At 70.2% G+C, this 23,520-nt stretch carries 13 protein-coding genes; 10 read left to right on the forward strand and 3 right to left on the reverse strand.

The annotated features are described in order from the left end of the window. Nucleotides 1–14: 14 nt before the first annotated feature. The 3 genes from fabF to NLX83_RS39120 are packed head-to-tail and all read left to right on the forward strand — an operon-like array spanning nucleotide 15 to nucleotide 2,076. Complete coding sequence (gene fabF, locus NLX83_RS39110; RefSeq protein WP_254240346.1) at nucleotides 15–1,262, forward strand: beta-ketoacyl-ACP synthase II; 1,248 nt, start codon at nucleotides 15–17, stop codon at nucleotides 1,260–1,262. Beyond that, nucleotides 1,259–1,684 (forward strand): FAS1-like dehydratase domain-containing protein, encoded by a 426-nt coding sequence (locus NLX83_RS39115; protein ID WP_254240347.1) that lies wholly within the window; start codon nucleotides 1,259–1,261, stop codon nucleotides 1,682–1,684. The genes fabF and NLX83_RS39115 overlap by 4 nt, the downstream gene beginning before the upstream one ends. After that, nucleotides 1,681–2,076, forward strand: coding sequence for a MaoC/PaaZ C-terminal domain-containing protein (locus NLX83_RS39120; protein WP_254240348.1), 396 nt, complete (start codon nucleotides 1,681–1,683; stop codon nucleotides 2,074–2,076). Before NLX83_RS39115 ends, NLX83_RS39120 begins: the two co-directional genes overlap by 4 nt. A 1-nt stretch (nucleotide 2,077) precedes the next feature. On the opposite strand, the gene NLX83_RS39125 is transcribed toward NLX83_RS39120, so the two are convergent. The 3 genes from NLX83_RS39125 to NLX83_RS39135 all read right to left on the reverse strand — a co-directional run bounded on the left by NLX83_RS39125 (nucleotide 2,078) and on the right by NLX83_RS39135 (nucleotide 5,472). Next, a complete protein-coding gene (locus NLX83_RS39125; protein WP_254240349.1) occupies nucleotides 2,078–3,202 on the reverse strand; it encodes an HNH endonuclease signature motif containing protein in 1,125 nt (374 codons plus the stop codon). 279 nt (nucleotides 3,203–3,481) lie between these two features. Continuing rightward, nucleotides 3,482–4,765, reverse strand: coding sequence for an MFS transporter (locus tag NLX83_RS39130; RefSeq protein WP_254240350.1), 1,284 nt, complete (start codon nucleotides 4,763–4,765; stop codon nucleotides 3,482–3,484). Further along, a complete protein-coding gene (locus NLX83_RS39135) occupies nucleotides 4,708–5,472 on the reverse strand; it encodes a response regulator (RefSeq protein WP_254240351.1) in 765 nt (254 codons plus the stop codon). Before NLX83_RS39135 ends, NLX83_RS39130 begins: the two co-directional genes overlap by 58 nt. A 259-nt stretch (nucleotides 5,473–5,731) precedes the next feature. Between NLX83_RS39135 and NLX83_RS39140 the strand changes: the two genes are divergently transcribed. Genes NLX83_RS39140 through NLX83_RS42175 form a run of 7 tightly spaced genes read left to right on the forward strand, consistent with a single transcriptional unit; the run spans nucleotide 5,732 to nucleotide 23,517 of the window. Further along, complete coding sequence (locus tag NLX83_RS39140) at nucleotides 5,732–7,507, forward strand: fatty acyl-AMP ligase (protein WP_254240352.1); 1,776 nt, start codon at nucleotides 5,732–5,734, stop codon at nucleotides 7,505–7,507. Next, nucleotides 7,504–12,117 (forward strand): type I polyketide synthase, encoded by a 4,614-nt coding sequence (locus tag NLX83_RS39145; RefSeq protein WP_254240353.1) that lies wholly within the window; start codon nucleotides 7,504–7,506, stop codon nucleotides 12,115–12,117. Before NLX83_RS39140 ends, NLX83_RS39145 begins: the two co-directional genes overlap by 4 nt. Beyond that, nucleotides 12,114–19,760: a type I polyketide synthase gene (locus NLX83_RS39150; protein ID WP_254240354.1), complete on the forward strand. Its 7,647-nt coding sequence runs from the start codon at nucleotides 12,114–12,116 to the stop codon at nucleotides 19,758–19,760. The genes NLX83_RS39145 and NLX83_RS39150 overlap by 4 nt, the downstream gene beginning before the upstream one ends. Continuing rightward, complete coding sequence (locus NLX83_RS39155) at nucleotides 19,757–21,328, forward strand: beta-ketoacyl synthase N-terminal-like domain-containing protein (RefSeq protein WP_254240355.1); 1,572 nt, start codon at nucleotides 19,757–19,759, stop codon at nucleotides 21,326–21,328. The genes NLX83_RS39150 and NLX83_RS39155 overlap by 4 nt, the downstream gene beginning before the upstream one ends. Before the next feature lie 5 nt (nucleotides 21,329–21,333). Further along, on the forward strand, nucleotides 21,334–22,167 hold the full coding sequence (locus tag NLX83_RS39160; RefSeq protein WP_254240356.1) for a 3-hydroxyacyl-CoA dehydrogenase family protein: 834 nt from the start codon (nucleotides 21,334–21,336) through the stop codon (nucleotides 22,165–22,167). A 25-nt stretch (nucleotides 22,168–22,192) separates the two neighbouring features. Beyond that, entirely contained in the window at nucleotides 22,193–22,447 is a 255-nt protein-coding gene (locus NLX83_RS39165; protein WP_254240357.1) for an acyl carrier protein, read from the forward strand. Then, nucleotides 22,444–23,517: an acyl-CoA dehydrogenase family protein gene (locus NLX83_RS42175; protein WP_254240358.1), complete on the forward strand. Its 1,074-nt coding sequence runs from the start codon at nucleotides 22,444–22,446 to the stop codon at nucleotides 23,515–23,517. The genes NLX83_RS39165 and NLX83_RS42175 overlap by 4 nt, the downstream gene beginning before the upstream one ends. The last annotated feature ends 3 nt before the right edge of the window (nucleotides 23,518–23,520 follow it).

Genomic DNA, 23,520 nt, shown 5'->3' on the forward strand with positions numbered 1-23,520 from the left:
AAGAGGAGCCGACGATGTCAACACAGGACACGCGGGCCGTGATCACCGGGTGGGGCGCGGTGACGCCGGTCGGGCTCACCGTGGACGAGACCTGGCAGGCGCTGCTCGCCGGGACCAGCGGGATCGGCCGGATCGACCGCATCGACACCACCGGCCTGCCCACCGACCTCGCTGGGGAGGTCAAGGGCTTCGAACCGAAGAAGTACCTGGAGCACAAGCAGATCCGCCGGATGGACCCGTTCGCGCAGTACGGTTTCGCCGCCGCCACCGAGGCGTTGCGGATGGCGAAGCTGGACATCGACGACGCGAACTCCGAACGCGTCGGGGTGCTGCTCGGCAGCGGTTACGGGCCGATGGCGTCGATGTCCGCGCACACCCTGATGCTGCACGAGCAGGGCGCGCGCAAGGTGAGCCCGCTCGTCCCGGTCATGTGCGCGATCGACAGCGCCCCGGGCGAGATCAGCCTCGCCTACGGGGTTCGCGGCCCGACGAGGGCGATGAGCAGCGCGTGCGCGTCGGGAACGGACGCGCTCGGCGAGGCGCTGCGGTGGATCCGCGCGGGCGTGGTCGACGTGGTGATCACCGGTGGCGCCGAGCACATCCTCACCAGGATGGACATGGCGGCCAGCGGGAACGCGAAGGCGTTGTCCAGCAGGATGGACGCGCCCACCGAGGCGTGCAGGCCGTTCGACGAGGACCGCGACGGCTTCGTGATGAGCGCGGGCGCCGGGGTGATGGTGCTGGAGTCCGAGCGGCACGCGCTGGCCAGGGGAGCGGTGGTGCTGGCCGAGGTGGCCGGTTACGCGTCCACTTCGGACGCCTACCACTGGACCGCTCCGCACCCGGAGGGCCGGGGCACCCGCGCGGCGATGCGGGGCGCGCTGGCCGACGCGCGGGTGGAACCGTCCGATGTGGACTACATCAACGCGCACGGCACCAGCACCGTGTTCAACGACCGCGCCGAGCTCGACTCGATCTGGGCCGTCTTCGGCGATCGGACCGCGGAGATCCCGATCAGCTCGACCAAGTCGATGACCGGCCACATGATCGGCGCGGCCGGTGCCGTTGAGGCGATGGTCGGCGGCCTGGTGATCAACCACGGTGTCGTCCCGCCCACCATCAACTGCCACCGGCCGATCGACCCCAGGGTGAACTTCGTCGCGCACCAGGCCCAGGAGCACGCCGTGGACGTGGTGATGAGCAACTCCTTCGGCTTCGGCGGCCACAACGCGGTGGTCGTGCTGCGGCGCTGGCAGTCGTGAAAGGCTTGCGGCTGGCCCCGTTCACCACCCGGGTGGGGCGGGACCGGGTGCGGCGCTTCGCGTTGGCCGTCGGGGAGCAGCGGCCCAGCCACGTCGACGTCGCCGCCGCCCGCGCCGCCGGTTACCCCGACCTGCCGCTGCCGCCGACGATGCTGTTCGGCATCGAGGTGGAGCACCGGGGTGATGAGGTGCTGGAGGCGATGGGGTACGACCCCAATCGGGCGCTGCACACCGAGCAGCGGTTCACCTACCACGCCGACGTGTTCGCGGAGGAGGAGCTCGTCTTCTCCTCCGTGATCACCGACGTGTACAACCGGAAGGCGGTCTCGATGGACTTCGTCGTGCAGGACACCTCGGTCGCCCGGGACGGCGTTGTCGTGGTGGAATTCCGCCACGTGCTGGCGATCGGGGACGCTTCTTGACCACCACGGACACCATCCCCTCGCTGACCGTCGCGCCCATCTCCCGGGAGACCCTGGCGTTGTACGCGGCGGCTTCCGGGGACGACAACCCCATCCACCTCGACCCGCACGTCGCCGTGGCGGCCGGGCTGGACGACGTCATCGCGCACGGGATGCTGTCGATGGCTTATCTGGCAAGGGTCGTCACCACGTGGATGCCCCAGCACCGCCTGCGGTCCCTGCGCGCCCGCTTCGTCGCCCCCACGCCGATCGGTGCTCAACCCACGTGCACCGGCCGGATCGCCGATGTGTCCGATGTGGACGGAGAGCGGCGGGCTCGTGTGGTGCTGACCGTGCGCTTGTCCGATGGGACCACCACTGTTCGCGGCGAGGCCGTCATCGCCCTGGAGTGACTTAGAAGGGTGCGGGTTCGGCGATGGGTTGGATCTCGGTTTCGTAGGTCTTGCCCCTGGGTGTGGTCCACCTGTGTCGTCCGTCGTCCAGGTTTTCGCACTTCCAGTTGGATTCGTGCTTCATCCTGTGGTGGTGGCGGCACTTCGGGCGGAGGTTGTCGACCGTGGTGTTGGTCCCATCGAAGGGACAACAGTGGTCGATGTCGCAACGGTGTGACGGCTGGTTGCAGCCGACTGCGGTGCAGGTGGGGTAGCGGGCCTGGAGGAGTTCACGCATCTGTGCGGTGGGCCTGTAGGTGGTCTTGCCGATCTGTTCGGCGATGCCGGTCATCGGGTCGGTCTTGATCCATTTCCAGACACCGTTGGCGGCAGCCGTGCGTGCGACTTCGGCGGGGATGGGTCCGTATCCGGCGAGTTCAGCGGGGTCGTCGGTGAGGCCGAGTGCGGTGGTGAGGGGCATGGTGATGTGCACACGCACCTCACCTTGCGGTGTAGCGGTTTCGTTGCCCAGTACGAGGTCTGTGGCGACGTCGGCGCGTTTCTGGTCCAGGGTGCGATCGTCTTTGGGCAACGCCCGCGCGATCCGGTCGATACGGTCGAAGGCCAACGCCGCGTCAACAGCGGACATGACCAGGCGCAAACTCGCCATGCCGTCGTCGAGGACGAATTTCTCCACCAACCGCTGCTTGCGCTTCTCCTGGTGGCGGCGGAGGGCGGCTTCGGCGTCGAGTTTGTGGATGTAGCGCTTGGCATACCGTTGGGTGGCGGGGTGGTTGTTGACGGCGGCGTGCGCGATCAGGGCGGGTTCGGCAGTGGTCACGTCGACTGCCGAGAGGACGCTGAGTTGGTCGACGATCATCAATGCTTTGCCTTCGTCGAGGCGACCATCGGCCAACGCTTCCAACACACCGGGCCGCGCGACCAGGTCGAGGGCTCGGCCGAGGAGTCGGTTGCCTTTCACCTGCGTGATGTGCAGCAGGGGCATCAGAATGTCGGCCGCGTACTGCTGATCATGCGGACTGAGCTGTTGGAAGAAGGCGGCCACGAGTTCGTCGAACTTCGCGATCGCAGCACCGATTCCGATGTAGGAGTCGAGGATTTGGTCTTCGATATCGACAGGGGGCATACTCCCATTTTAGCTGGTCAGGATGGGTGATCATGGCTCTAAGGAGTGAACTTCCCAAGCCCCCCAACGATTCCAGCGAAAGCCAGGCGCCGAGCAAAGCCAATTCCCAGCTACCGCAAGGTAAAGCTGGAACGGTCGGCTTTACCTGGGGTGCGCGTGCCATACGCTCATCGCGAGGGCCGGGGTTTCATCCCGTGCCCCTGAGAGGCCCAAGGGCACGCGCAAGGGGTCCCCAGGTCAAGCCGACCCCACGCTGGAAGCCCAGCAGCCCAGAAACCCCTACTTCACGTTACGCACGAAGAAGATCAGCGCCGCCCCAACAGCCGCACTGACCGCGGCGGCGACGAACAACGCCGTGTAGTTCTGGTACCCGTCCGACCCGATCCCCAACGCGAGCGGCGCCACCGCGGGCGCGAGTGAGTTCGGCACGGCGGTCGAGAGGTTCAGTATTCCCATCCCGTGCCCGGCTTCGCGCCGTTCGTCGGGCATCGTCTCGATCGCGAGCGCCACGTCCGTCGGGATGAAGATGCCGCCGGAGATGCCGATGACCGTGGCACCGATGAGGAACTGCGCGTAGTCCCCGCTGAAGGCGATCATCAGCAGGCCGCAGACGATGCCGAATCCCGATGCCAGCACGAAGACGCGGCGTTTGCCGACGCGGTCGGAGATGTAGCCGAAGACGTTGCCGAAGACGATCAGCCCGCCGCTGAGCACGAGCATGGTCTCGAAGACGGCGTCGGCGAGCTCCTCGTCGGCCATGCCGAGGCGGTCGGAGAGGAAGTACGGCTGGTAGGACATGGCGCTGGCGATGGCCATCCAGATCAGGAAGCGGCACAGCCACACCCACGCGAAGTTGGGGTGGGCGCGCACGTCGAACCAGTAGCTGCCGATGACCTCGCGGAAGGTCAGCGGTTGGACATCGGCGCGGTCCAGTCGCCGGTCCGGCAGGATGAGCACGAAGACGACCACGGTCGCCAGCGCCACCAGGGCGGGCACCATGAACATCCAGAACGAGGATTCGCCGACCCCCTGGACGAAGAACGCGCCGACGGCGGGGCTGGCCTGTTGCAGCGCGCCGACGAAACCGGAGATCCGCGCGCGCTGGCGGTCGGGGAACTGGTCGGGCACGACCGCGGCGAGCGGGGAGCCCGCGGCGTTGAGCGCCAGTTTCGTCGCGGCCCAGCTGATCGTGATGAGCAGCAGGGATGTCGCCGAGGCCATCACGACGGTGGTCACGGTGGCGACGGCGAGGCCGGCGAGCAGCCACGGCTTGCGCATGCCCCACCGGCCGGTGGTGCGGTCGCTGAGCCTGCCGAAGAGGGGGTTGGCGGCGAAGCCGAAGAGGGAGCCGATCGCCAGCACGGTGGCCAGCGAGGTGACCTTGCCCTCCGGGTCGATCTCGGCGATCCGCAGCGCGAGGGTCACGCTGGCCGGGGTGGTGAGCGCCATGTGCAGGCCGAGGTTGGCCGCGCCGAACCAGACGACGAACACCCACCGGGGCCACTTCAGCCTGCCTGGAACGATCTCCGGTGCGCCGGGCGGTTCCGGACGTGTGGTCGCCATGAGGTGGGCTCCTCCCCTGGGGGTCTGCCCCAGAACGCCTCCGGCTCGCGGAGTCGGACCAGGCCGATCTGGTGGGCCAGCAGCGCCGCCTGCACCCGGTCCCGCAGCCGCAGCTTCGCGAGCACCCGCGACACGTGCGACTTCACGGTGGCCGGGGTCAGGTGGAGCGCGTTCGCGATTTCCTGGTTGGAACCGCCCTGGGCTATTTTGCGCAACACCTCGATCTCGCGCGCGCTGAGCGCGGAGAGGACCTGCTCGTACAGTGCGGTGCTGGCCAGCGGGACGAGTTCGAATGAGTCCAGCAGGCTTCTCGTCATCGCCGGGCTGATGACCGCATTACCGGCCGCGACGCTGGTGACCGCGCCGATCAGCTCAATCCTGCCGACGTCCTTGAGCAGGTATCCGCTGACCCCGGCTTTGAGCGCCCGGAACAGGTGTTCGGACGAGTCGGAGTTCGTCAGGACGATCACGTGCGGCACCCGGCGCAGGAACAGCCGCAGCGCCTCGATCCCGTCCATCCCCGGTAGCCGCACATCGGTGATCACCAGGTCCAGCTCGTGCTGATCGAGCAGCTCAAGGGCCTGCTGGGCGGTACCGGCCTCGGCGGCGAGGTGGACCTCCGGCGCCCCGCCGAGCGCGAGCGCGAAGCCCTGCCGGACCAGCTCCTCTCCGTCGACGAGCATCGTGGAGATCTTGCGTGGCGCCATAATTTCCACTCCTTCCGCTCGCCCGGACCCGAAATAGGGGTGTTTTTTCTACCCCGCAACCGCGCTGGCCGAATGACATGCAGGCTATCCGAATGTGGAAATCGTCGGATCATCCTCGGGTGTCAGGGGCCGGTCCTACTTTGGTCGCAGTCGTCCGGGCTGATCGGGGCAACCGCCACGGTACCGGTGGCCGATGGTCTTGCGCATTCTTTCCTCCCTAATCTTCCGGCACATTCGTGACCCGCATCGGGGAGTGTGTATGAAGAGCGCAGAAAGCGCGGATCCCTCGGCATGGCACACGTTGTCCGACATGTTCCGCTCGCGCGCCGACGCCGAGCCGGACCGCCTCGCGTTCACCTTCCTGGACTCCACGCTCGTCGAGACGGGCGCGCTGACGCTGCGCGAACTGGACCGGAGGGCCCGTGCGATCGCGGTGCGGCTGCGCGCGGACGTCCCGGTCGGCGGGCGCGCGCTGCTGACCTACCAGGCGGGGCTGGACTTCGTGACCGCTTTCGTCGGCTGCCTGCACGCGGGGGTGGTCGCGGTGCCGGTTCCGGCGCTGGAGTCCGGTCGTGGTGAGACCAGGAACCGCCGCGTCTCGGCGATCGCGCGCAGCAGCGGGGCCGAGGCGGTGCTGTGCGCGGCCTCCGGGCACGAGCGCGCCGTGGAGTGGTTGCGCGAGAGCGGGATCGACGCGCCGGCGATCGCCACCGACGAGGTGGGCACCGATCTCGCCGAGTCCTGGCTGCCGCCGGAGATCGACGCGGACTCCCTCGCCTACCTCCAGTACTCCTCCGGGTCGACGGGGGAGCCGAAGGGGGTGGAGCTGACCCACTCCAACGTGATCACCAATCTCGCGCTGATCCGGTCCAACGGCACGATCGAGGGCGACGACCACGTGCCGCCGTCGGTGCAGTGGCTGCCGCTGTTCCACGACATGGGCCTGGTCAACGGCGTGCTCCAGCCGACCTACGAGGGCTACGACGTGGTCCTGATGTCGCCGTTCGGGTTCGTGCAGCGGCCGGTGAGCTGGCTGCGGGTGATCACCAAGCTGGGCGAGGCGATCAGCGCGGCGCCGAACTTCGCGCTCGACCTGTGCGTGCGGCGGGTCACCGACCGGCAGCGCGAGGAGCTGGACCTGAGCGGGCTGCGGATGGTCGCGCTGGGCGCGGAGCCGATCCGCGCCGAGACCCTGGACCGCTTCTGCGCCGCCTTCGAACCGTGCGGTTTCCAGCGCAAGGCGCTGTTCCCCTGCTACGGCCTGGCCGAGTCCACCGTGATGGTCAGCGGTGGACCCGCGTGGCGCGAGCCGGTGATCCTGAGCGCGGACGCGCAGGCGCTGGAGCTGGGCCGGGTCAAGGAGGCCGAGCCGGGGGCGCGGGCGCGGCGGCTGGTCGGCTGCGGGCAGGTGCACTCCTCGATCCGGTTGGTCGTTGCGGACCCGGCGACCGGGGAGCCCGCCGAGCCCGACGCGGTCGGCGAGATCCTGGTCTCCGGGCCGAGCATCGGCAGGGGCTACTGGAACGCGCCCGAGCAGACCGGCCGGACCTTCGGCGCGAAGGTCCCCGGCGAGGGCGATCGGGAGTTCCTGCGCACCGGCGACCTCGGGTTCGTCCACAATGGACAGCTGTTCATCACGGGCAGGCTCAAGGACGTCATCATCCTCGACGGCCACAACCACTACCCGCACGACATCGAGTCCACCGCCACCACGGCGCACCCCGCCCTGCGGCCGGAGTTCTGCTGCGCGTTCTCCGTCGACGACGGCGAGCAGGAGCGCCTGGTGGTGCTGGCCGAACTGGCGAGCGGGCACCGGGTGAACGAGACCGGCGAAGGCGGCGATCGGATGCACGCGGTCGAGGACGTCCGCGGCGTCGTGCGCAAGGCGATCACCGCCGAGCACGGCGTCGCGGTGCACGAGGTGGTGCTGCTGCCGACCGGATCGCTGCCGTTCACCAGCAGCGGCAAGCTCCAGCGGCGGGAGTGCGTGCAGCGCTACGAACGCGGCGACCTGCCTTCGGCGGTGTGGTCATGACGAGCACTCCCGAGATCGGCGCCTGGCTGACGCAGCGGGTGGCGGTGGCCGCGGGCATCGACCCGGACTCCGTCGACCCGGCCGTCGCCTTCGACGCTTACGGGCTGACCTCCACCGAGGCGGTCAGCGTGGCGGGCGAGCTGGAGGAGTGGCTGGAGGTGGAGCTGGCGCCGACGCTGCTCTACCGGTACCCCACGATCGCCAAGCTCGCCGCTTTCCTTGGCGGACAAGAGGATTCGGCGCCAGAGGCCCTCGTCGCGGGCGATGACGAGAACGACCCGGTGTGCGTGGTCGGGATGGGCTGCCGGTTCCCCGGTGGCTCGAACTCGCCGGAGTCGTTCTGGCGCAACCTCCTCGACGGCCGGGACGCGGTCTCGGAGGTCCCTGCTGACCGGTGGGACGCGGACGCGCACTACTCGGCCGATCCCGGCGCGCCCGGCAAGTCCTACACCAAGCTCGGCGGCTTCGTGGACGACCTCGCCGGTTTCGACGCCTCGTTCTTCGACATCCCGCCGCGCGAGGCGCTGCGGATGGACCCCGAGCACCGGCTGCTGATCGAGGTCGCATGGGAGGCGATCGAGGACGCGGGTATCCCGGTGGACCGCTTGCGCGGCAAGCAGGTCGGTGTCTACGTGGGCAAGCTGGCGAGCAGCCAGTACGAGAGCGTGCAGCTGGACGCGGAGGGCGCGGACTGCCTTGACGATCCGTATCTGGGCCTCGGTTCCGCGGCCAGCGTCGCGGCGGGGCGGCTGGCCTATCTGCTTGACCTGCGCGGCCCGGCTGTGGTGGTGGACACCGCATGTTCCTCTTCGCTGGTTGCCGTGCACATGGCGGTGCGCGGCGTGCTGGCGGGTGAGTGCGAGCTCGCTGTTGTCGGTGGGGTCAGTGCCACGGTGCACCCGGAAAGCGTTCGACAGGCATGCAAAATGCACATGCTCGCCAGGGATGGACGGTGCAAGACCTTCGACGCGGCGGCCGACGGCTTCCGGATGGGCGAGGGCTGTGGGGTCGTGGTTCTGGAACGACTGAGCCGGGCGCGGGCGAACGGGCACCGGGTGCTCGCGGTGCTGCGCGGGTCGGCGGTCAACCAGGACGGCGCCAGCAACGGGCTCACCGCCCCCAACGGCGGCGCGCAGGTCGCGGTGATCGGCGAGGCGCTGAGCCGGGCCGGGGTGGCGCCGGACAGCGTCGGCTACGTGGAGGCGCACGGTTCGGGCACGCTGCTCGGCGACTCCATTGAGATGCAGAGCATCCAGAGCGTGTTCGGCTCGCGCGCGCAGTCCCTGGTGGTCGGCGCGGTGAAGACCAACATCGGTCATCTCCTCGGCGCGGCGGGGATCGCGGGGTTGATCAAGGCGGTGTTCGCGGTGCACGAAGGCGTTGTGCCGCCCAACCTGCACCTGGCCGAGCGCAACCCGACGATCAGCTGGGACCGGTGCCCGGTCGAGCTGCCCGAGGCACCGATGTACTGGCCGGAGATCGAGGGGCCCCGCAGAGCGGGTGTCAGCTCCTTCGGCTGGTCGGGAACCAATGCTCACGTCGTCGTCGAACAGCCGCCGTCCACTGTGGACACGTCGGAAGACGCCGGGCCGCACCTGCTGTTGCTGTCCGCGGCCACGCCCAGCGCGCTCGGCGAGGCGGCCGACCGGATGCGCGAGCACCTGCACGAGCGCAAGGAACTCGACCTTTCCGATGTCGCGTTCACGACGCAGACCGGGCGCCAGGCGATGGACTGCCGGGCCGCGGTGGTCAGCCCGGATCGCGCGCACGCGCTCGGGGAGCTGCGGCGGATCGCCGCCCGGCCGCCCGCCGACCGCGTGCGGCGCGGAGGCGCGACCCCGGTGTCGTTCCTGCTGCCGGGAACCGGGGATCACTACCCGGGCATGGGTTTCGGGTTGTACGAGAGCGAACCGGCCTTCCGCGACGCGGTCGACGAATGCGTCGGCCTGCTGGAGGGACCCCTGCGCGAGCAGGTCCGGTCGATGGTGACGGCTCCGGCGCAGCGGTCGGGCTTCTTCGGTGCCTCGCGCCAGCCGACCGAGTCGCTGGACGTGGCGCACGCCGCTGTGTTCACAGTGGACTACGCCTGCGCGAAACTGTGGCAGCACTGGGGTGTCACGCCCACCGCGCTGCTCGGGTACAGCCTCGGCGAGTACGTGGCCGCGTGCCTGGCCGGGGTGTTCTCGCTGGCGGACGCGCTGCGGTTGGTGGTGTGCCGGGCGAAGATCATCCAGGCGGCACCGACCGGCGTGATGCTGGCCGTCGCGCTGCCGGAGGACCAGGTGCGGCCCCGGCTCGGCGGGCTCTCGCTCGCCGCGGTCAACGGCCCGCACACGTCCGTGGTGTCCGGCCCCGCCGACCTCGTCGCGGCCCTGGAGGAGCGGCTGGCGCGGGAGGACGTGGCCTGCCGCCGCGTGCCGACCAGCCACGCGATGCACTCGGCGATGCTCGAACCGCTGCGCGACAAGGTGATCGAGCTGCTGGCGTCCGTGAAGCCCGGAGCACTGCGGATTCCCTTCATCTCCAACGTGACCGGCACGTGGATCACCGAGGAGCAGGCGGGTGATCCGCGCTACTGGGCGAACCACATGTGCCAGACGGTGCGCTTCGCGCCGGGCCTTGAGGAACTGCGCGAGGGCGTGCTGCTCGAGGCCGGTCCAGGTCAGCTGTCCAGCCTGGCGACGCAGATCCTCGGCGCGAACCGGGGCGCGCGCATGCTCTGCGTGCCGACGCTGCGGCCCGCCTTCGACGACGGGTCCGATCGCGAGTTCCTGCTGCGGACCGCCGGGCGGATGTGGAGCAGGGGCGTCGAGATCGACTGGCGCGCCGTCCACCGGGGCACCCGCGCTCTGGTGCCGCTGCCGACGTATCCCTTCGAGCACGTCAGGTTCTGGCCGGAAGGCACCGGCAAGGTGGTCCGGGCGAGCCAGCCCGACAAGCTGCCGAGCCGGGACGACTGGTGCCACGTGCCGGTGTGGACGCAGATCCCGGCGCTGCCCGGTGGACGGCAGCACACGTGGCTCGTCCTCGCTGACGAAAGCGGCCCCGCGGCGGAGCTCGCGGAGCGGCTTCGCACGGACGGAGCGGCTGTCACCGTTGTGCGGCAAGGAGAACAGCTCGATTCGACGGGGTGTACGCGTGTTGTCTACGGCTGGAACACGGGTTTCCGGGGACTGCTCGACGTCGTGCGCGCCCTTGGCCGGACCGTTTCCGAGCCGGTCGGTGTCTTCGCGCTGACGTCGGGTGCCTTCGAGGTGGTCGGCGGAGACGGCACCACGCCGGAGGAGGCTGTGCTGGCCGGTGTGTGCCGCACGGTCGAGCCGGAGTTCCCCGCGCTCACCTGCCGCGTGATCGACTTGCCCGAGACCGGTGCGCTGGAGTCGCTGCTGGCCGAGCTGCACGCGAGCAACCCGGCCGACTGCGTGGCCTACCGCAACGGAACGCGGTGGGTTCGCGACTGGTCCAAGCTGCCCATCGGCCCGGCGGACGGTCCGTGGCGCCAAGGCGGCAGCTACCTGATCACCGGTGGTCTCGGTGGGCTCGGCTTCGGCCTCGCGCGCCAGCTCGCGCCGTACAAGCCCCGCCTGACCCTGCTCGGCAGGTCTGCGCGTCCTGATGACGAGCGCGTGCGGGAGCTGGAGTCTCTGGGTGCCGAAGTGCTTGTCCTGCAATGCGATGTGGCCGATGTCGCGGCGCTGGAGGCAGCGGTCGGCCAGGTGCGGGAACGATTCGGCGAGCTGCACGGTGTCGTGCACACGGCGGGTGTTCCGGCCAGCGGGCTGATCCAGCTCACGGAGTGGTCGGACGCGGAGCGGGTGCTGCGCCCCAAGGTCGCGGGAACCCTTGCGCTGCACGAGGTTCTGCGTGACGCGCCGTTGGACTTCCTGGTGTTGTACTCGTCGTCGGTCGTGGCGATGGGCGGACTGGGGGAGAGCGACTACAGCGCGGCGAACTCCTTCCTCGGCTCCTTCGCCCAGCAGGCGCGGCGCCGTGGTTTCCCCGCCACAGCGGTGGATTGGGGTCCGTGGCGGCACGACAGCTGGCAATCCGAACGGCTGGCCTCGGCACCCGATCTGCGGCTGCACATGCGGGAGCTGCGCGACCGGCACGGCATCACCGAGGAGGAGGGCTTCGACCTGCTGACCCGCGTGCTGGCCAGCGGTCTGCCCGAGGTGATGGTGGTGCCGCGGGATCTGGCCGAGCTGACCGAGGAGTGGGCGACGGTCACCGGCTCGGGCGAGGCGGCCCCGGTGCTCCAGAGCTTCCCCCGGCCCGCCCTGCGCAGCCCGTTCGTCGCGCCGAGGACCCCGCTGGAGCGGCAGATCACCGAGGTGTGGCAACGGTATCTGGGGGTGGACGAGGTGGGGGTGGACGACGCCTTCTTCGACCTCGGCGGGAACTCGTTGATCGGCCTGACCATCGTCGGCGCGATCAAGAAGGAGGTCGGCGCCCCCCTCACTGCGGCCGATCTGTTCGAGGCACCGACCCCGGCCACCCTCGCGGCCCTGCTCGCGCGGCGCCTGGAGGGCGAGGCCGAGCCCGAGGTGGACGCCTCGCGCGGGGAACGCCGCCGTCAGATGGCAGCGGCCGGGCGAAGGAGGCGTCGGTGACTGAACACGCGGGGAACGAACAGCTCGATGACGGCATCGCGATCGTCGGCATGGCGGGGCGGTTCCCCGGCGCACGCGACGTCGGGCAGCTGTGGCGCAACCTCTGCGACGGCGTGGAGTCGATCACGCGGTTCACCGATGAGGAGCTGCTGGCCGCCGGGGTGACGCCGCAGGAACTGGCCGATCCGGGTTATGTCAAGGCCAATCCGGTGCTCGACGACATCGAGCTGTTCGACGCGGGCTTCTTCGGGATCGCGCCGACCGAGGCCAAGCTGATGGACCCGCAGCAACGGGTGTTCCTGGAGGTCGCGTGGTCCGCGCTGGAGGCGGCGGGCTGCGATCCCGGGCGGTTCCCGGGCGCCATCGGGGTTTTCGCGGGCGCGGCGATGAGCACCTACCTGATCGACCGGCTGCTCACCGATCCCGACCTGGAGCGGTGGGCCAGCCTCACCCAGGTCGTGCTGGCCAACGACAAGGACTCGCTGAGCACGAGGGTGGCGCACGCCTTCGACCTGCGCGGCCCGAGCTACTCGGTGCAGAGCTACTGCTCGACCTCGCTGGTCGCGGTGTCCCAGGCGGCTTCGAGCCTGCTCGGCGGGGAGTGCGATGTGGCGCTGGCGGGCGGCGTCGCGATCTCCGTGCCGCACCGCGTCGGTTACCAGTTCCAGGAAGGCGGGATCTCCTCGCCGGACGGCAGTTGCCGCGCGTTCGACCGCACCGCCGAGGGCACGCCGACCGGCAACGGCGCGGCCGTCGTGGTGCTGAAGCGGCTGGCCGACGCGCTCGCCGACGGTGATCACGTGCACGCGGTGATCCGGGGCTGGGCGGTCAACAACGACGGCGCGCTCAAGGCGGGCTACACGGCTCCGGGCGTGCGCGGCCAGGCCGCCGTGATCGCCGAGGCGATCGCCAACGCCGGGGTGGACCCCGCGACGATCGGCTACGTCGAGGCGCACGGCACCGGGACCGCGCTCGGCGACGCGGCCGAGATCGCCGCTCTCACCAAGGCTTTCGGCCCGATCGAGCGTTGCGCGATCGGGTCCGCGAAGACCAACCTCGGCCACCTCGACCGGGCCGCGGGCGTGACCGGGCTGATCAAGGCGGCGCTCGCCGTCGAGCACGGGGTGATCCCGCCGAGCCTGCACTTCACCGAGTCGCGGGTCGATCTCGGTCCGTTCGAGGTCCAGCGGGAGCTGGGGACGTGGCAGGCGCAGCCGCGCCGCGCCGGGGTCAGCGCGTTCGGCATCGGTGGCACCAACGCCCACGTCGTGCTGGAGCAGGCGCCGTCGCGCCCGGTGCTGCCGCCGCGGCCGGGCCCGCACGTGCTGCTGCTGTCGGCGCGTTCCGAGGCCGCCGTGGACGAGCGGGCGGCACAACTGGCTTCGTACCTGCGAAACTCGCCCGGAGTGGACCTGGCCGACGTCGCCAGGACGCTGCGCGATGGGCGGGCGGAGTTCGAGCACCGCCGGGCCGTTGTCGCCACCGATGTTGCTGATGCCGTTGCCGCGCTTGAAGATCCGGACCGCGTTCGCGGTGCCGGAGGCTCGGGGCTCGTCAAGTCGTGGCTGGCGGGCGAACAGGTTGAGTACAGTGTGGACGGTTCGCTGATCCCGCTGCCCACGTATCCGTTCCAGCGCGAGCGGCACTGGGTCGACTCGCCTGGTAGTGCGCGGAACCCGGCCGACTGGCTGCGTGTGCCCCGCTTCGATCCCGCGCCGGTCCGCAACCCCGCGGCTCCCGAGGGCCCGTTCCTGATCTTCTGCGATCGGACCGGTCTGGGCGAGGAGCTGGCCGATGCCCTCGCGCCGCACGGAGACGTGCTCAAGGTGTGGCCGGACGGGCACTGCACGAACCGCGGCGAAGACGAGTGCAGCCTGCGACCCGACGAGCTCGACGACTACGTCCGGCTGCTCGATTCGCTGCCCGCCATGCCGCGGACCATCGTGCACCTGTGGGGCGTCACGGGCGTCGAGGACACCGTCGACCAGCAGCTGCGCTACGGCTTCCACAGCGTGATCACGCTGGCCAAGGCGTTGTCCGGTCGGGGCAGCGCGCGGCTGGCCGTCGTCGCGGACGGTCTGCACCGCGTGGACCCCGCGGACCCGGTGAGCCCCGGCAAAGCGGCTGTGCTCGGTCCGGCCCTGGTTGTGCCGCAGGAGTATCCCGGGTTGAGCTGCCGGACGATCGACGTGCGGTGTTCGGTGGAGGACCTGGTCGCGGAGCTGGGGTGGGCGGGCACCGACACCCGCATCGCGCTGCGGCACGGTCGGCGGCTGGTGCAGCGGTTCGTGGCAGCGCCCGTGCTGAACAACCCGATTCCCTTGAAGGACAACGGTGTCTACATCCTCACCGGTGGCCTCGGGAAGGTCGGCAGGCGGATCGCGGCGGACTTCGCGCGTCGGCTGAGCTCGCCGAAGCTGGTGCTCACCGGGCGGCGCGGGGTGGCCGACGACCTCCGGGAGCTGGAGGACGCGGGTGCCGAGGTCCTGGTGCTCGCGGCCGACGCCGCCGATCCGGACGCGATGGCGAACGTCGTGCGCGCCACGCGGGAGCGGTTCGGCGCGATCAACGGTGTGGTGCACGGGATCGGCCTGACCGCGCCCGAGGAGTTCCACCCCATCGAGACGATGACGCGGGAGAACGCCGAGGCGCACTTCACCGCGAAGATCCACAGCCTGCTCGCGCTCGATCGGGCGCTCGACGGGGAAGAGCTGGACTTCTGCGTGCTCCAGTCGTCGATCTCGGCGGTGCTGGGCGGCCTGGGCTTCGCCGCTTACGCGGGGGCCAACGCGTTCCTCGACTCCTTCGCGCAGTCGCGGCGCGGGTGGATCAGCGTCAACTGGGACAGCTGGCGGGAAACGCTGGCCGACAGCGGCATCGGTGACTCGATGCGCGAGCTGTCGATGTCCTCGGACGAGGGTCTGCGCGCCCTGGAGTCGGTGCTCGCCAACCCCGCGCCGCAGGTCCTGATCGCCCTTGGCGCGCTTGAGGAACGTCTGGACCAGTGGGTCCGGGACCTCGGCACGGTCGCTGGGCCGGTACAGGGCCTGCCCAGCGACCGTGCCGAGCTGGAACGGCGGATGAGCGCGCTGTGGCGGCAGGTGCTCGGCGTCGACGAACTCGGCCTGGAGGACAACTTCTTCGACTCCGGCGGCAACTCGCTCATGGGATTGCAGCTGGTCAAGCGGATCGGCACGGAGTTCGGCCGGATGCTGCCCGCCGCCGCGCTGTTCGAGGCGCCCACGGTGCGGGCGATGGTGCGCTACCTCGAACCGTCGATGGAGTCGGAGTCAGTGCCAGAACGACCGCGGGTCGCTGCGGGCGGGGAGATCGCGATCATCGGGCTGGCCGGGCGTTTCCCCGGCGCCGACGACGTGGACGGCTTCTGGCGCAACCTGTGCGACGGCGTCGAGTCGATCAGCTTCTTCTCCCGCGAGGAACTGATCGCCTCCGGAGTTCCCGCGGCCGTCGCGGATTCCCCGGACTACGTGCCCGCTCGCGCCGTTCTGTCCGAAGTGGACACTTTTGACGCGGCGTTCTTCGGTTTCAGCCCGCGCGAGGCGGAGCTGACCGATCCCCAGCACCGGCTGTTCCTGGAGACGTCCTGGACCGCGTTGGAGCGCGCGGGCTACGCCACCCCCGACTACAGCGGCCGGGTCGGCGTCTTCGGCGGCTGCAACCTGAGCACCTACCTGATGCGGCTCGCCGAGCTGTGGGACGGCGAGATCAACGACTACGAGGCGGTGATCGGCAACGACAAGGACTCGTTGACCACGACCGTCTCCTACAAGCTGAACCTGCGCGGGCCGAGCATGGCGGTGCAGACGTTCTGCTCGACCTCCCTGGTGGCGACGCACATGGCCGTGCGGAGCCTGCGGGACGGCGAGTGCGACATCGCGCTGGCGGGCGGCGTGTCCGTGCGCGTGCCGGACCGGGTCGGCCACCGCCACCAGGAGGGCGGCATGGAGTCGCCGGACGGGCACGTGCGCACCTTCGACGCGGCGGCGCGGGGCTCGATGTTCGGTGACGGGGTCGGTGTCGTCGCGCTGAAGCGGCTGGCCGACGCGCTCGCCGACGGGGACCACGTGCACGCGGTGATCAAGGGCTCCGCGGTGAACAACGACGGCTCCGGCAAGGTCGGCTTCACCGCGCCGAGCGTGAGCGGTCAGGCCGAGGTGGTCCGTGCCGCGCTGCGCGATGCCGGGGTGGCGCCGGAGACGATCTCCTACGTCGAGGCGCACGGTACCGGGACCTCGCTCGGCGACCCGATCGAAGTGGCCTCGCTGACCAAGGCGTTCGGCGACGCGCCCGCGCGCGGCTCCTGCGCGATCGGCTCGGTCAAGACCAACGTGGGCCACCTGGACCGCGCCGCGGGTACCTCGGGGCTGATCAAGGTCGCGCTGGCGTTGGAGCACAAGCGAATCCCGCCGAGCCTGAACTTCACCGAACCGAACCCGGAGATCGACTTCGAGCACAGCCCGTTCACCGTGATCACCGAGCTGCGCGAGTGGGCCGCGAGCCCGCGCCGGGCCGGGCTGAACTCGCTGGGCATGGGCGGTACCAACGCGCACGTGGTCCTGGAGGAGGCGCCCGAGCCCCGTCCGACCACCCCGGGCCGGGAACACCAGCTGATCACGTTGTCCGCGCGGACCGAGACCGCGCTGGCCAAGGCCGCCGCGAACCTGGCCGAGCACCTGCGCGCCTACCCGGGCGCCGACCTCGCCGACGCCGCCCACACGTTGCAGGTCGGCCGCCGCACCTTCGAGCACCGGATGCTGGTACCCGCGGTGGACCGGGACCAGACGATCGCGGCGCTGGAGGGGCGGGACCCGGGGCGGGTGCTCGGCCACACCACCGCGCACACGGAGCGGCCGATCGGGCTGATCTTCGGCGGCGTTGGGGAGCAGTACCCGGGGCTCGCCGCCGATCTCTACCGCGAGGAGCGGGTCTTCCGCGAGGTCGTCGACGAGTGCTGTTCGGTGCTGGAACCCTTGCTGGGAACGGACTTGCGGACTGTCCTGTTCGCGGAGGACAGCACGCCGGACCTGGACCTGGCAGTGCTCATGGGCCGCGCTCCCGCGGCGGAGCAACAGGCGCTGAGCGCGACCGTGCTCGCCCAGCCGGGCGTGTTCGTGATCGGCTACGCCGTGGCGGAGCTGCTGCGGTCGTGGGGAGTCCAGCCGGATGCCATGGCCGGGCACAGCATCGGCGAGTACGTGGCGGCCACCGTCGCCGGAGTCCTGTCGCTGCCGGACGCCCTGCGCCTCGTCGCGCACCGCGCCCGGTTGATCGACGGTCTGGAAAAGGGCGCGATGGTCGGCGTGTCGGCCTCCGCGGAGACGCTGACGCCGTTGCTGGGCAAGGATGTCAGCCTCGCCGCGATCAATGCCCCTGAGCTGACTGTCGCAAGTGGACCGGTCGAGGCGGTGGCCGAGCTGGAGCGCGTCCTCGCCGACGTGGGGATCGCGCACCGCAGGCTCGACACCACGCACGCCTTCCACTCCACGATGCTGGAGGGCATCGCCGCCGAGCTGACCGAGTGGGTCCGCTCGGAGATCACCCTGTCGCCGCCGAGGTTGCGCTACGTCTCCGGTGTCACCGGCACGTGGGCCAGGGCGGGGGACGTCACTGATCCCGGGTACTGGGCGCGGCACATGTGCGGCACGGTGCGCTTCGCCGATGCCGTCGAGAAACTGCTCGACGAGCCGGATCGGCTGCTCGTGGAGGTCGCCCCCGGTCGTTCGCTCGGAACGTTTGTGCGGCAGTACAAGGACTGCCCGGTGCTGGCCACGTTGCCCGCCCGGTACGACAAGACGACGGCTTCGGCGACCGTGCACGAGGCGGTCGGCAGGATGTGGCTGCTCGGCGCGCGGGTGGACTGGGCGGCCTACCACCAGGACGAGACCCGTCGCCGGATTCCCCTGCCCACCTATCCTTTTGAGCGGCAGCGGTACTGGATCAACACCGACGCGCGGTCGACCCTCGCCGCGCTGCCCCGGCTCGATCCCGCCGACTGGTTCTGCCTGCCGACGTGGCGGCAGACCGCGCCTTCCCCGCTCCCGTCCACTGTGGACAAGTGGATGGTGCTCGGTGACGGCGGCATCGGTGAGGCCGTGCGGCGCAGGCTGACGGAGCTGGGCGCGGAGATCGTCGAAGCATCGCCGCGGTACGTGCTCGATCTGCGCGGACTGGACGGTCCGTCGCTGGAGAACAGCTACTACGAGCCGATCCGGCTGGCGAAGACGCTGACCAACGCGCGGCTGGTTCTGGCTACTACCAAGGCGTTCGACGTCACCGGCACCGATCCGGTCGAGCCAGGCCGTGCGACGGCGGTCGGGCCCGCCAAGCTCCTCCCGATCGAGCTGGGGATTCGCTGCACCTTGGTGGACCTGGCCGACCCGGCGCGCGGCGTGGACCAGCTGATCGGTGAAGCCCTCGCGGAGGACGGCGAGGACATCGTCGCCTGGCGCGGCGGACGGCGGTGGGTGCCCGCGTTCGAGCCGGTGAAGCTCGCGGAGTCGAACCCGTTGCGCGACGGCGGTGTGTACGTGATCACCGGCGGTCTCGGCGGGATCGGCCTGGCCATGGCGCAGCGGCTGGCGGAGACGGTGTCCGCCCGCCTGGTGCTGCTCGGCCGGACCCCCGCGGAGCCCGACAGCCTCCAGGACCTGCGCGCGAAGGCGACCGCTGTGGTGACCCACGCGGTGGACGTCGCCGATCGCGAGGCGCTTCGCGGTGTGATCGCGGATGCGCACGAGCGGTTCGGCCGCATCGACGGCGTGATCCACGCCGCCGGTGTCCCGGGCATCGGGTTGCTCCAGATGCGCACCGACGAGGCGCTGGGAACCGCGCTGCGGCCCAAGGTCGACGGCACGGAGGCGTTGCTGGCCTGCCTCGACGAGCACGAGCAGCGACCGGACTTCGTCGCCCTGTTCTCCTCGATCGCCTCGGTCACCGGCGGCGGGCCCGGCCAGGTCGACTACTGCGCGGCCAACGCCTACCTGGACGCGTTCGTGCGCTCCGGGCGGGATCAGCGGATCGTCGCGATCAACTGGGGCGAATGGCAGTGGAACGCCTGGAGCGAAGGGCTTTCCGGCTACGACGGGGCCACCCGCGAGTACTTCGTCCGGCACCGCGAGCGGTTCGGCATCACCGAGGACGAGGGCTGGCAGGCATTCCTGAAGGTCCTGGGATCGCAGCACGACCAGGTGGTGGTGTCCACACAGGACTTCCGCGAGATCGCCAAGCTGGCCAAGGACTTCACCGTTGACACGGTGCTCGGCGGCGACGAAGGCGCGCGGCACCCCCGTCCGGCGCTGGTGACCTCCTACGAGGCGCCGCGGACGCCGACCGAGAAGCGGGTCGCCGAGCTGTGGGGGCGGGCGCTGGGCGTCAACGAGGTCGGTGTGCACGACAACTTCTTCGAGCTGGGCGGCAACTCCCTGCTCGGCGTTGACCTGGTCGGCCGGATTCGCGCGGAACTGGATGTGGCCTCGCTCTCGCCTCAGGTCCTCTACCTCGCGCCCACCGTCGCACAGCTCGCCGGGCTGATCGACGGCGAGGACGTCGGGGACGCCGATGGCAGGCGGGACCGGGGTGCGCGCAGGCGCAAGAGCGTCCTGAAGCGGGGGAAGAAGTCATGAGCGAACTGGACGGGGCGATCGCGGTCGTCGGGATGGCCGGCCGCTGGCCGGGCGCGAACGAGCCCGCGCGGCTGTGGGCGAACCTCGCCGCGGGGGAGCGGACCATCGCGTCCACTGTGGAGGGTGTAACCGACTGGGACGCGGAGTTCTTCGGGATCTCCGAGGAGGAAGCGCGGATCATCGACCCGCAGCACCGGCTGTTGCTGGAGTGCGCCTGGGAGGCGATGGAGTCGGCGGGGCACCCGCCCGGCACCGACTCCGGTGTGACGAGCGTGTTCGCGGGCTGTTCGTTCCCCTCCTACCTGGTGAACAACCTCGCCACCGACCCGGAAGTGCTTGCCGCGCATGACGAACTGGAGCTGGTGCTGGCGAACGAGCGGGACGCGCTGACCTCGCGGTTGGCCTACCAGCTCGACCTGCGCGGTCCCAGCGTCACCGTGCAGACCTTCTCGTCGACGTCTTTGGTCGCAGTGCACCTGGCATGTCAGAGCCTGCTCACCGAGGAGTCGGACTTCGCCTTGGCGGGCGCCGCCGCGATCCGGGTTCCGCTGGAGCCCAGGCCCGGGATCTGCCGGAGCTTCGACGCGGCAGCCGATGGACGGGTGATCGGTGACGGTGTCGCCGTGGTGGCACTGAAGCGACTCGCCGACGCGGTCGCTGACGGAGATCACGTGTGGTGCGTCATCCGCGGCACGGCGGTCAACAACGCGGGCTCGGCGCGGCCCGGTTATGCGGCGCCGGGAATGGCGGCCCAGGCCGAGGTGATGATCGAGGCGCTGGCCGCGGCGGAGCTGTCTGCCGAAGATGTGTCCTATGTGGAGGCTCATGCCACCGGCACACCCCAGGGCGATGCGGTGGAGCTGGGCGCGCTCGAACGTGCTTACTGCCCAAGGGAAGACACGTTGCTCCTTGGCTCCTGCACGGCGAACCTCGGGCACCTCGAAGGCGCCTCCGGGGTGACCGGCCTGATCAAGGTCGCGTCGATGCTGCACAACGCGTTCCTGCCGCCGCAGATCGACTTCGACACGCCGAGCCCGGCGTTGGTGGCCGCGCCGAGCCTCCGCGTGAACACCGAGGCGACGAAGTGGACGCGCGGCGACGGGCCTCTGCGAGCCGGTGTCAGTTCCGTCGGGCTAGGCGGGGTGAACGCGCATGTCGTGCTGGAGGAGCCACCGCAGCGCCCCGTGCGGTCAGCTGAGGAGCTGGCGGGCCCGCACCTGATCCTCTTGTCCGCCAAGACTCCTGCCGCACTGGAAGAAGCGGCTGTCCGGCTGCGGGACCACCTCGTGGCTGAGCCCGAGGTCGAGCTGTGCGATGTGGCGTACACCCTCCAAATAGGACGAAACGCTTTCAAGTGCCGGCGTGCGCTGCTCTGTACCGACCGCGCGCACGCCATCGAGCTATTGACCACGCCCGGACCGGCTCCGGACGTGGCTGAGTCGTGGCTGGCTGGCGAGGCCGTGGACTGGCGTGCCTCGCACGACGGCCGCACGCGGCTGCGCGTGCCGCTGCCGACTTACCCGTTCCAGCGGCGCCAGTGCTGGGTCGGCCCAACCGAGGAAAGGTGACCTGGATGAGCAGGGTCGGAGTGATTGGCGCCGGTGTGATGGGCACCGGCATGACGCAGAGCCTCGTCGAGCACGGCCACGACGTGGTGCTGGTCGACCGCACCGACGAGGCGCTGGAACGCGCGCTCGCGGAGGCGGAGAACTACCGGCGGTTCGGTTCGCTGCTGGGCCGGGTGGCACCGGAGATCGAGGGCAAGGTGACCTCGGGCACCGACTTCGAGCTGCTCTCCGATGTGGACTTCGTGATCGAGAACGTGACCGAGGACTGGGCGGTGAAGCAGGAGGTCTACCGGACGCTGGACCAGGTCTGCCCGCCCCGGTGCGCCTTCGCCGCCAACACCTCGGCGATCCCGATCACCCGCATCGCCGGGGCCACCTCGCGGCCGGACCGGGTGCTGGGCATGCACTTCATGAACCCGGTGCCGATGAAGCGCAGCGTCGAGGTGATCAAGGGCTGGCACACCTCGGAGGAGACGATCACCGAGGCGATGGAGCTGCTGAGCAGCTTCGGCAAGGAAGGCATCCTGGTCAAGGACTCGCCCGGCTTCGTGTCCAACCGGGTGCTGATGCTGACGGTGAACGAGGCCGTGTACCTGGTGCACGACGGCGTGGCCTCGGCCGAGGACGTCGACAAGCTGTTCCGGTCCTGCTTCGGCCACCCGATGGGGCCGCTGGAGACCGCCGACCTGATCGGCCTGGACACGATCCTGCTCAGCGTCGAGGTGCTGCACGAGAGCTTCGCCGACAGCAAGTACCGCCCGTGCCCGCTGCTCAAGCAGATGGTCGACGCGGGTCTGCACGGCCGCAAATCCGGCCAGGGCTTCTACACCTACCGATAGCACCTACCGACAGATGGAGGACGACATGGCGACCACTGCGGCCCGGGAGAGCATCCGGGGATTCGTCTGCCCGCGTTTCCCCGGTGTCGAGCTCGACGACGACCAGGACATCTTCGCGCTGGGCTTCGTGAACTCGCTGTTCGCGATGGAGCTGGTGATGTTCGTGGAGCGCGAGTTCGACGTGCGGGTGCCGAACGAGGAGCTGGACCTGGCGAACTTCCGCACGGTGCGGGCGATGTGCGATCTGGTGGGGCGCTTGGCCAAGGTGAGCGCCCCGTGACCGAGTTCCGGTCCTTTGTGGACCGTGTGGTCCGGCCGAACGCCGAGGACTTCGACCGCGCCGGGGAGATCCCGGCGTGGGTGCTGGAGGAGGTCTCCGCCGCGGGCTACTGGGGCGCGGTCCTCGACGGCGACATGGTCCGGTTCGGCGCGCTGCACGAGGAGATCGGCCGCGGCTGCTCCTCCCTGCGGAGCCTGCTCACCGTGCACAGCATGGTGTCCTACGCGGTCGACCGCTGGGGCACGGCGGCGGCCCGGGAGAAGTGGTTGCCACAGCTGGCTTCCGGTCGCGTCCTCGGCGGCTTCTGCCTGACCGAGGCCGAAGCGGGCAGCGACTGCGCGGCACTGGTCGCGACGGCCGTTCCGCACGAAGGCGGCTACCGGATCAACGCGCGGAAGAAGTGGACGACCGGCGGGCAGATCGCCGGGCTGCTGCTGGTGTTCGCGCGCACCGAACGCGGGCTGTCGGCGTTCGTGGTGCCAGGAGACGCGCCGGGTGTCAAGCGCACGCCGATCGGTGACGTGCTCGGCACCCGGGCCAGCATGATGGCCGACATCGAGCTGGTCGACTGCGAGGTCGGCGCCGACTCCCTTGTGGGAGCGGAGGGAATGGGCCTCGCGGTGATCACCGGCGCGCTCGACATCGGCCGCTACAGCGTCGCCTGCGGCTCCGTCGGGATCACCCAGGCGTGCCTGGAGGCGGTGACCGCGCACTGCACCGAGCGGGTCCAGGGCGGCTCCGTGCTCGCCGAGCACCAGCTCGTGCAGAAGATGATCACCGAGATGGCGGTGAACGTGCGGGCCGCGCGGCTGCTCTGCGTCGAGGCGGGGGAGTCCAAGGACCGCGGCGACCCGGAGACGATCATCGCCACCTGCGTCGCCAAGTACTTCGCCTCCACCACGGCGATGCGCGCGGCGGGCGACGCGGTCCAGCTGCACGGCGCGGTCGGCTGCGCGGACGGGCACCCGGTGTCGCGGTACTTCCGCGACGCGAAGGTCATGGAGATCATCGAGGGCAGCACGCAGATCCAGGAGCTGCTCATCGCGCGTGACGCCCTGAGAGGGAGGTGAACC

Origin of the sequence: Allokutzneria sp. A3M-2-11 16, assembly GCF_024213555.1 — a bacterium.
In the GTDB taxonomy this organism is placed as follows: Bacteria; Actinomycetota; Actinomycetes; order Mycobacteriales; family Pseudonocardiaceae; genus Allokutzneria.

Bases quoted from the DNA above. Each gene is read 5' to 3' on its own strand.
- fabF (WP_254240346.1), top strand. From the start codon at position 15: ATGTCAACACAGGACACGCGGGCCGTGATCACCGGGTGGGGCGCGGTG.
- NLX83_RS39125 (WP_254240349.1), bottom strand. From the start codon at position 3,202: ATGCCCCCTGTCGATATCGAAGACCAAATCCTCGACTCCTACATCGGA.
- NLX83_RS39130 (WP_254240350.1), bottom strand. From the start codon at position 4,765: ATGGCGACCACACGTCCGGAACCGCCCGGCGCACCGGAGATCGTTCCA.
- NLX83_RS39135 (WP_254240351.1), bottom strand. From the start codon at position 5,472: ATGGCGCCACGCAAGATCTCCACGATGCTCGTCGACGGAGAGGAGCTG.
- NLX83_RS39140 (WP_254240352.1), top strand. From the start codon at position 5,732: ATGAAGAGCGCAGAAAGCGCGGATCCCTCGGCATGGCACACGTTGTCC.
- NLX83_RS39145 (WP_254240353.1), top strand. From the start codon at position 7,504: ATGACGAGCACTCCCGAGATCGGCGCCTGGCTGACGCAGCGGGTGGCG.
- NLX83_RS39155 (WP_254240355.1), top strand. From the start codon at position 19,757: ATGAGCGAACTGGACGGGGCGATCGCGGTCGTCGGGATGGCCGGCCGC.
- NLX83_RS39160 (WP_254240356.1), top strand. From the start codon at position 21,334: ATGAGCAGGGTCGGAGTGATTGGCGCCGGTGTGATGGGCACCGGCATG.
- NLX83_RS39165 (WP_254240357.1), top strand. From the start codon at position 22,193: ATGGCGACCACTGCGGCCCGGGAGAGCATCCGGGGATTCGTCTGCCCG.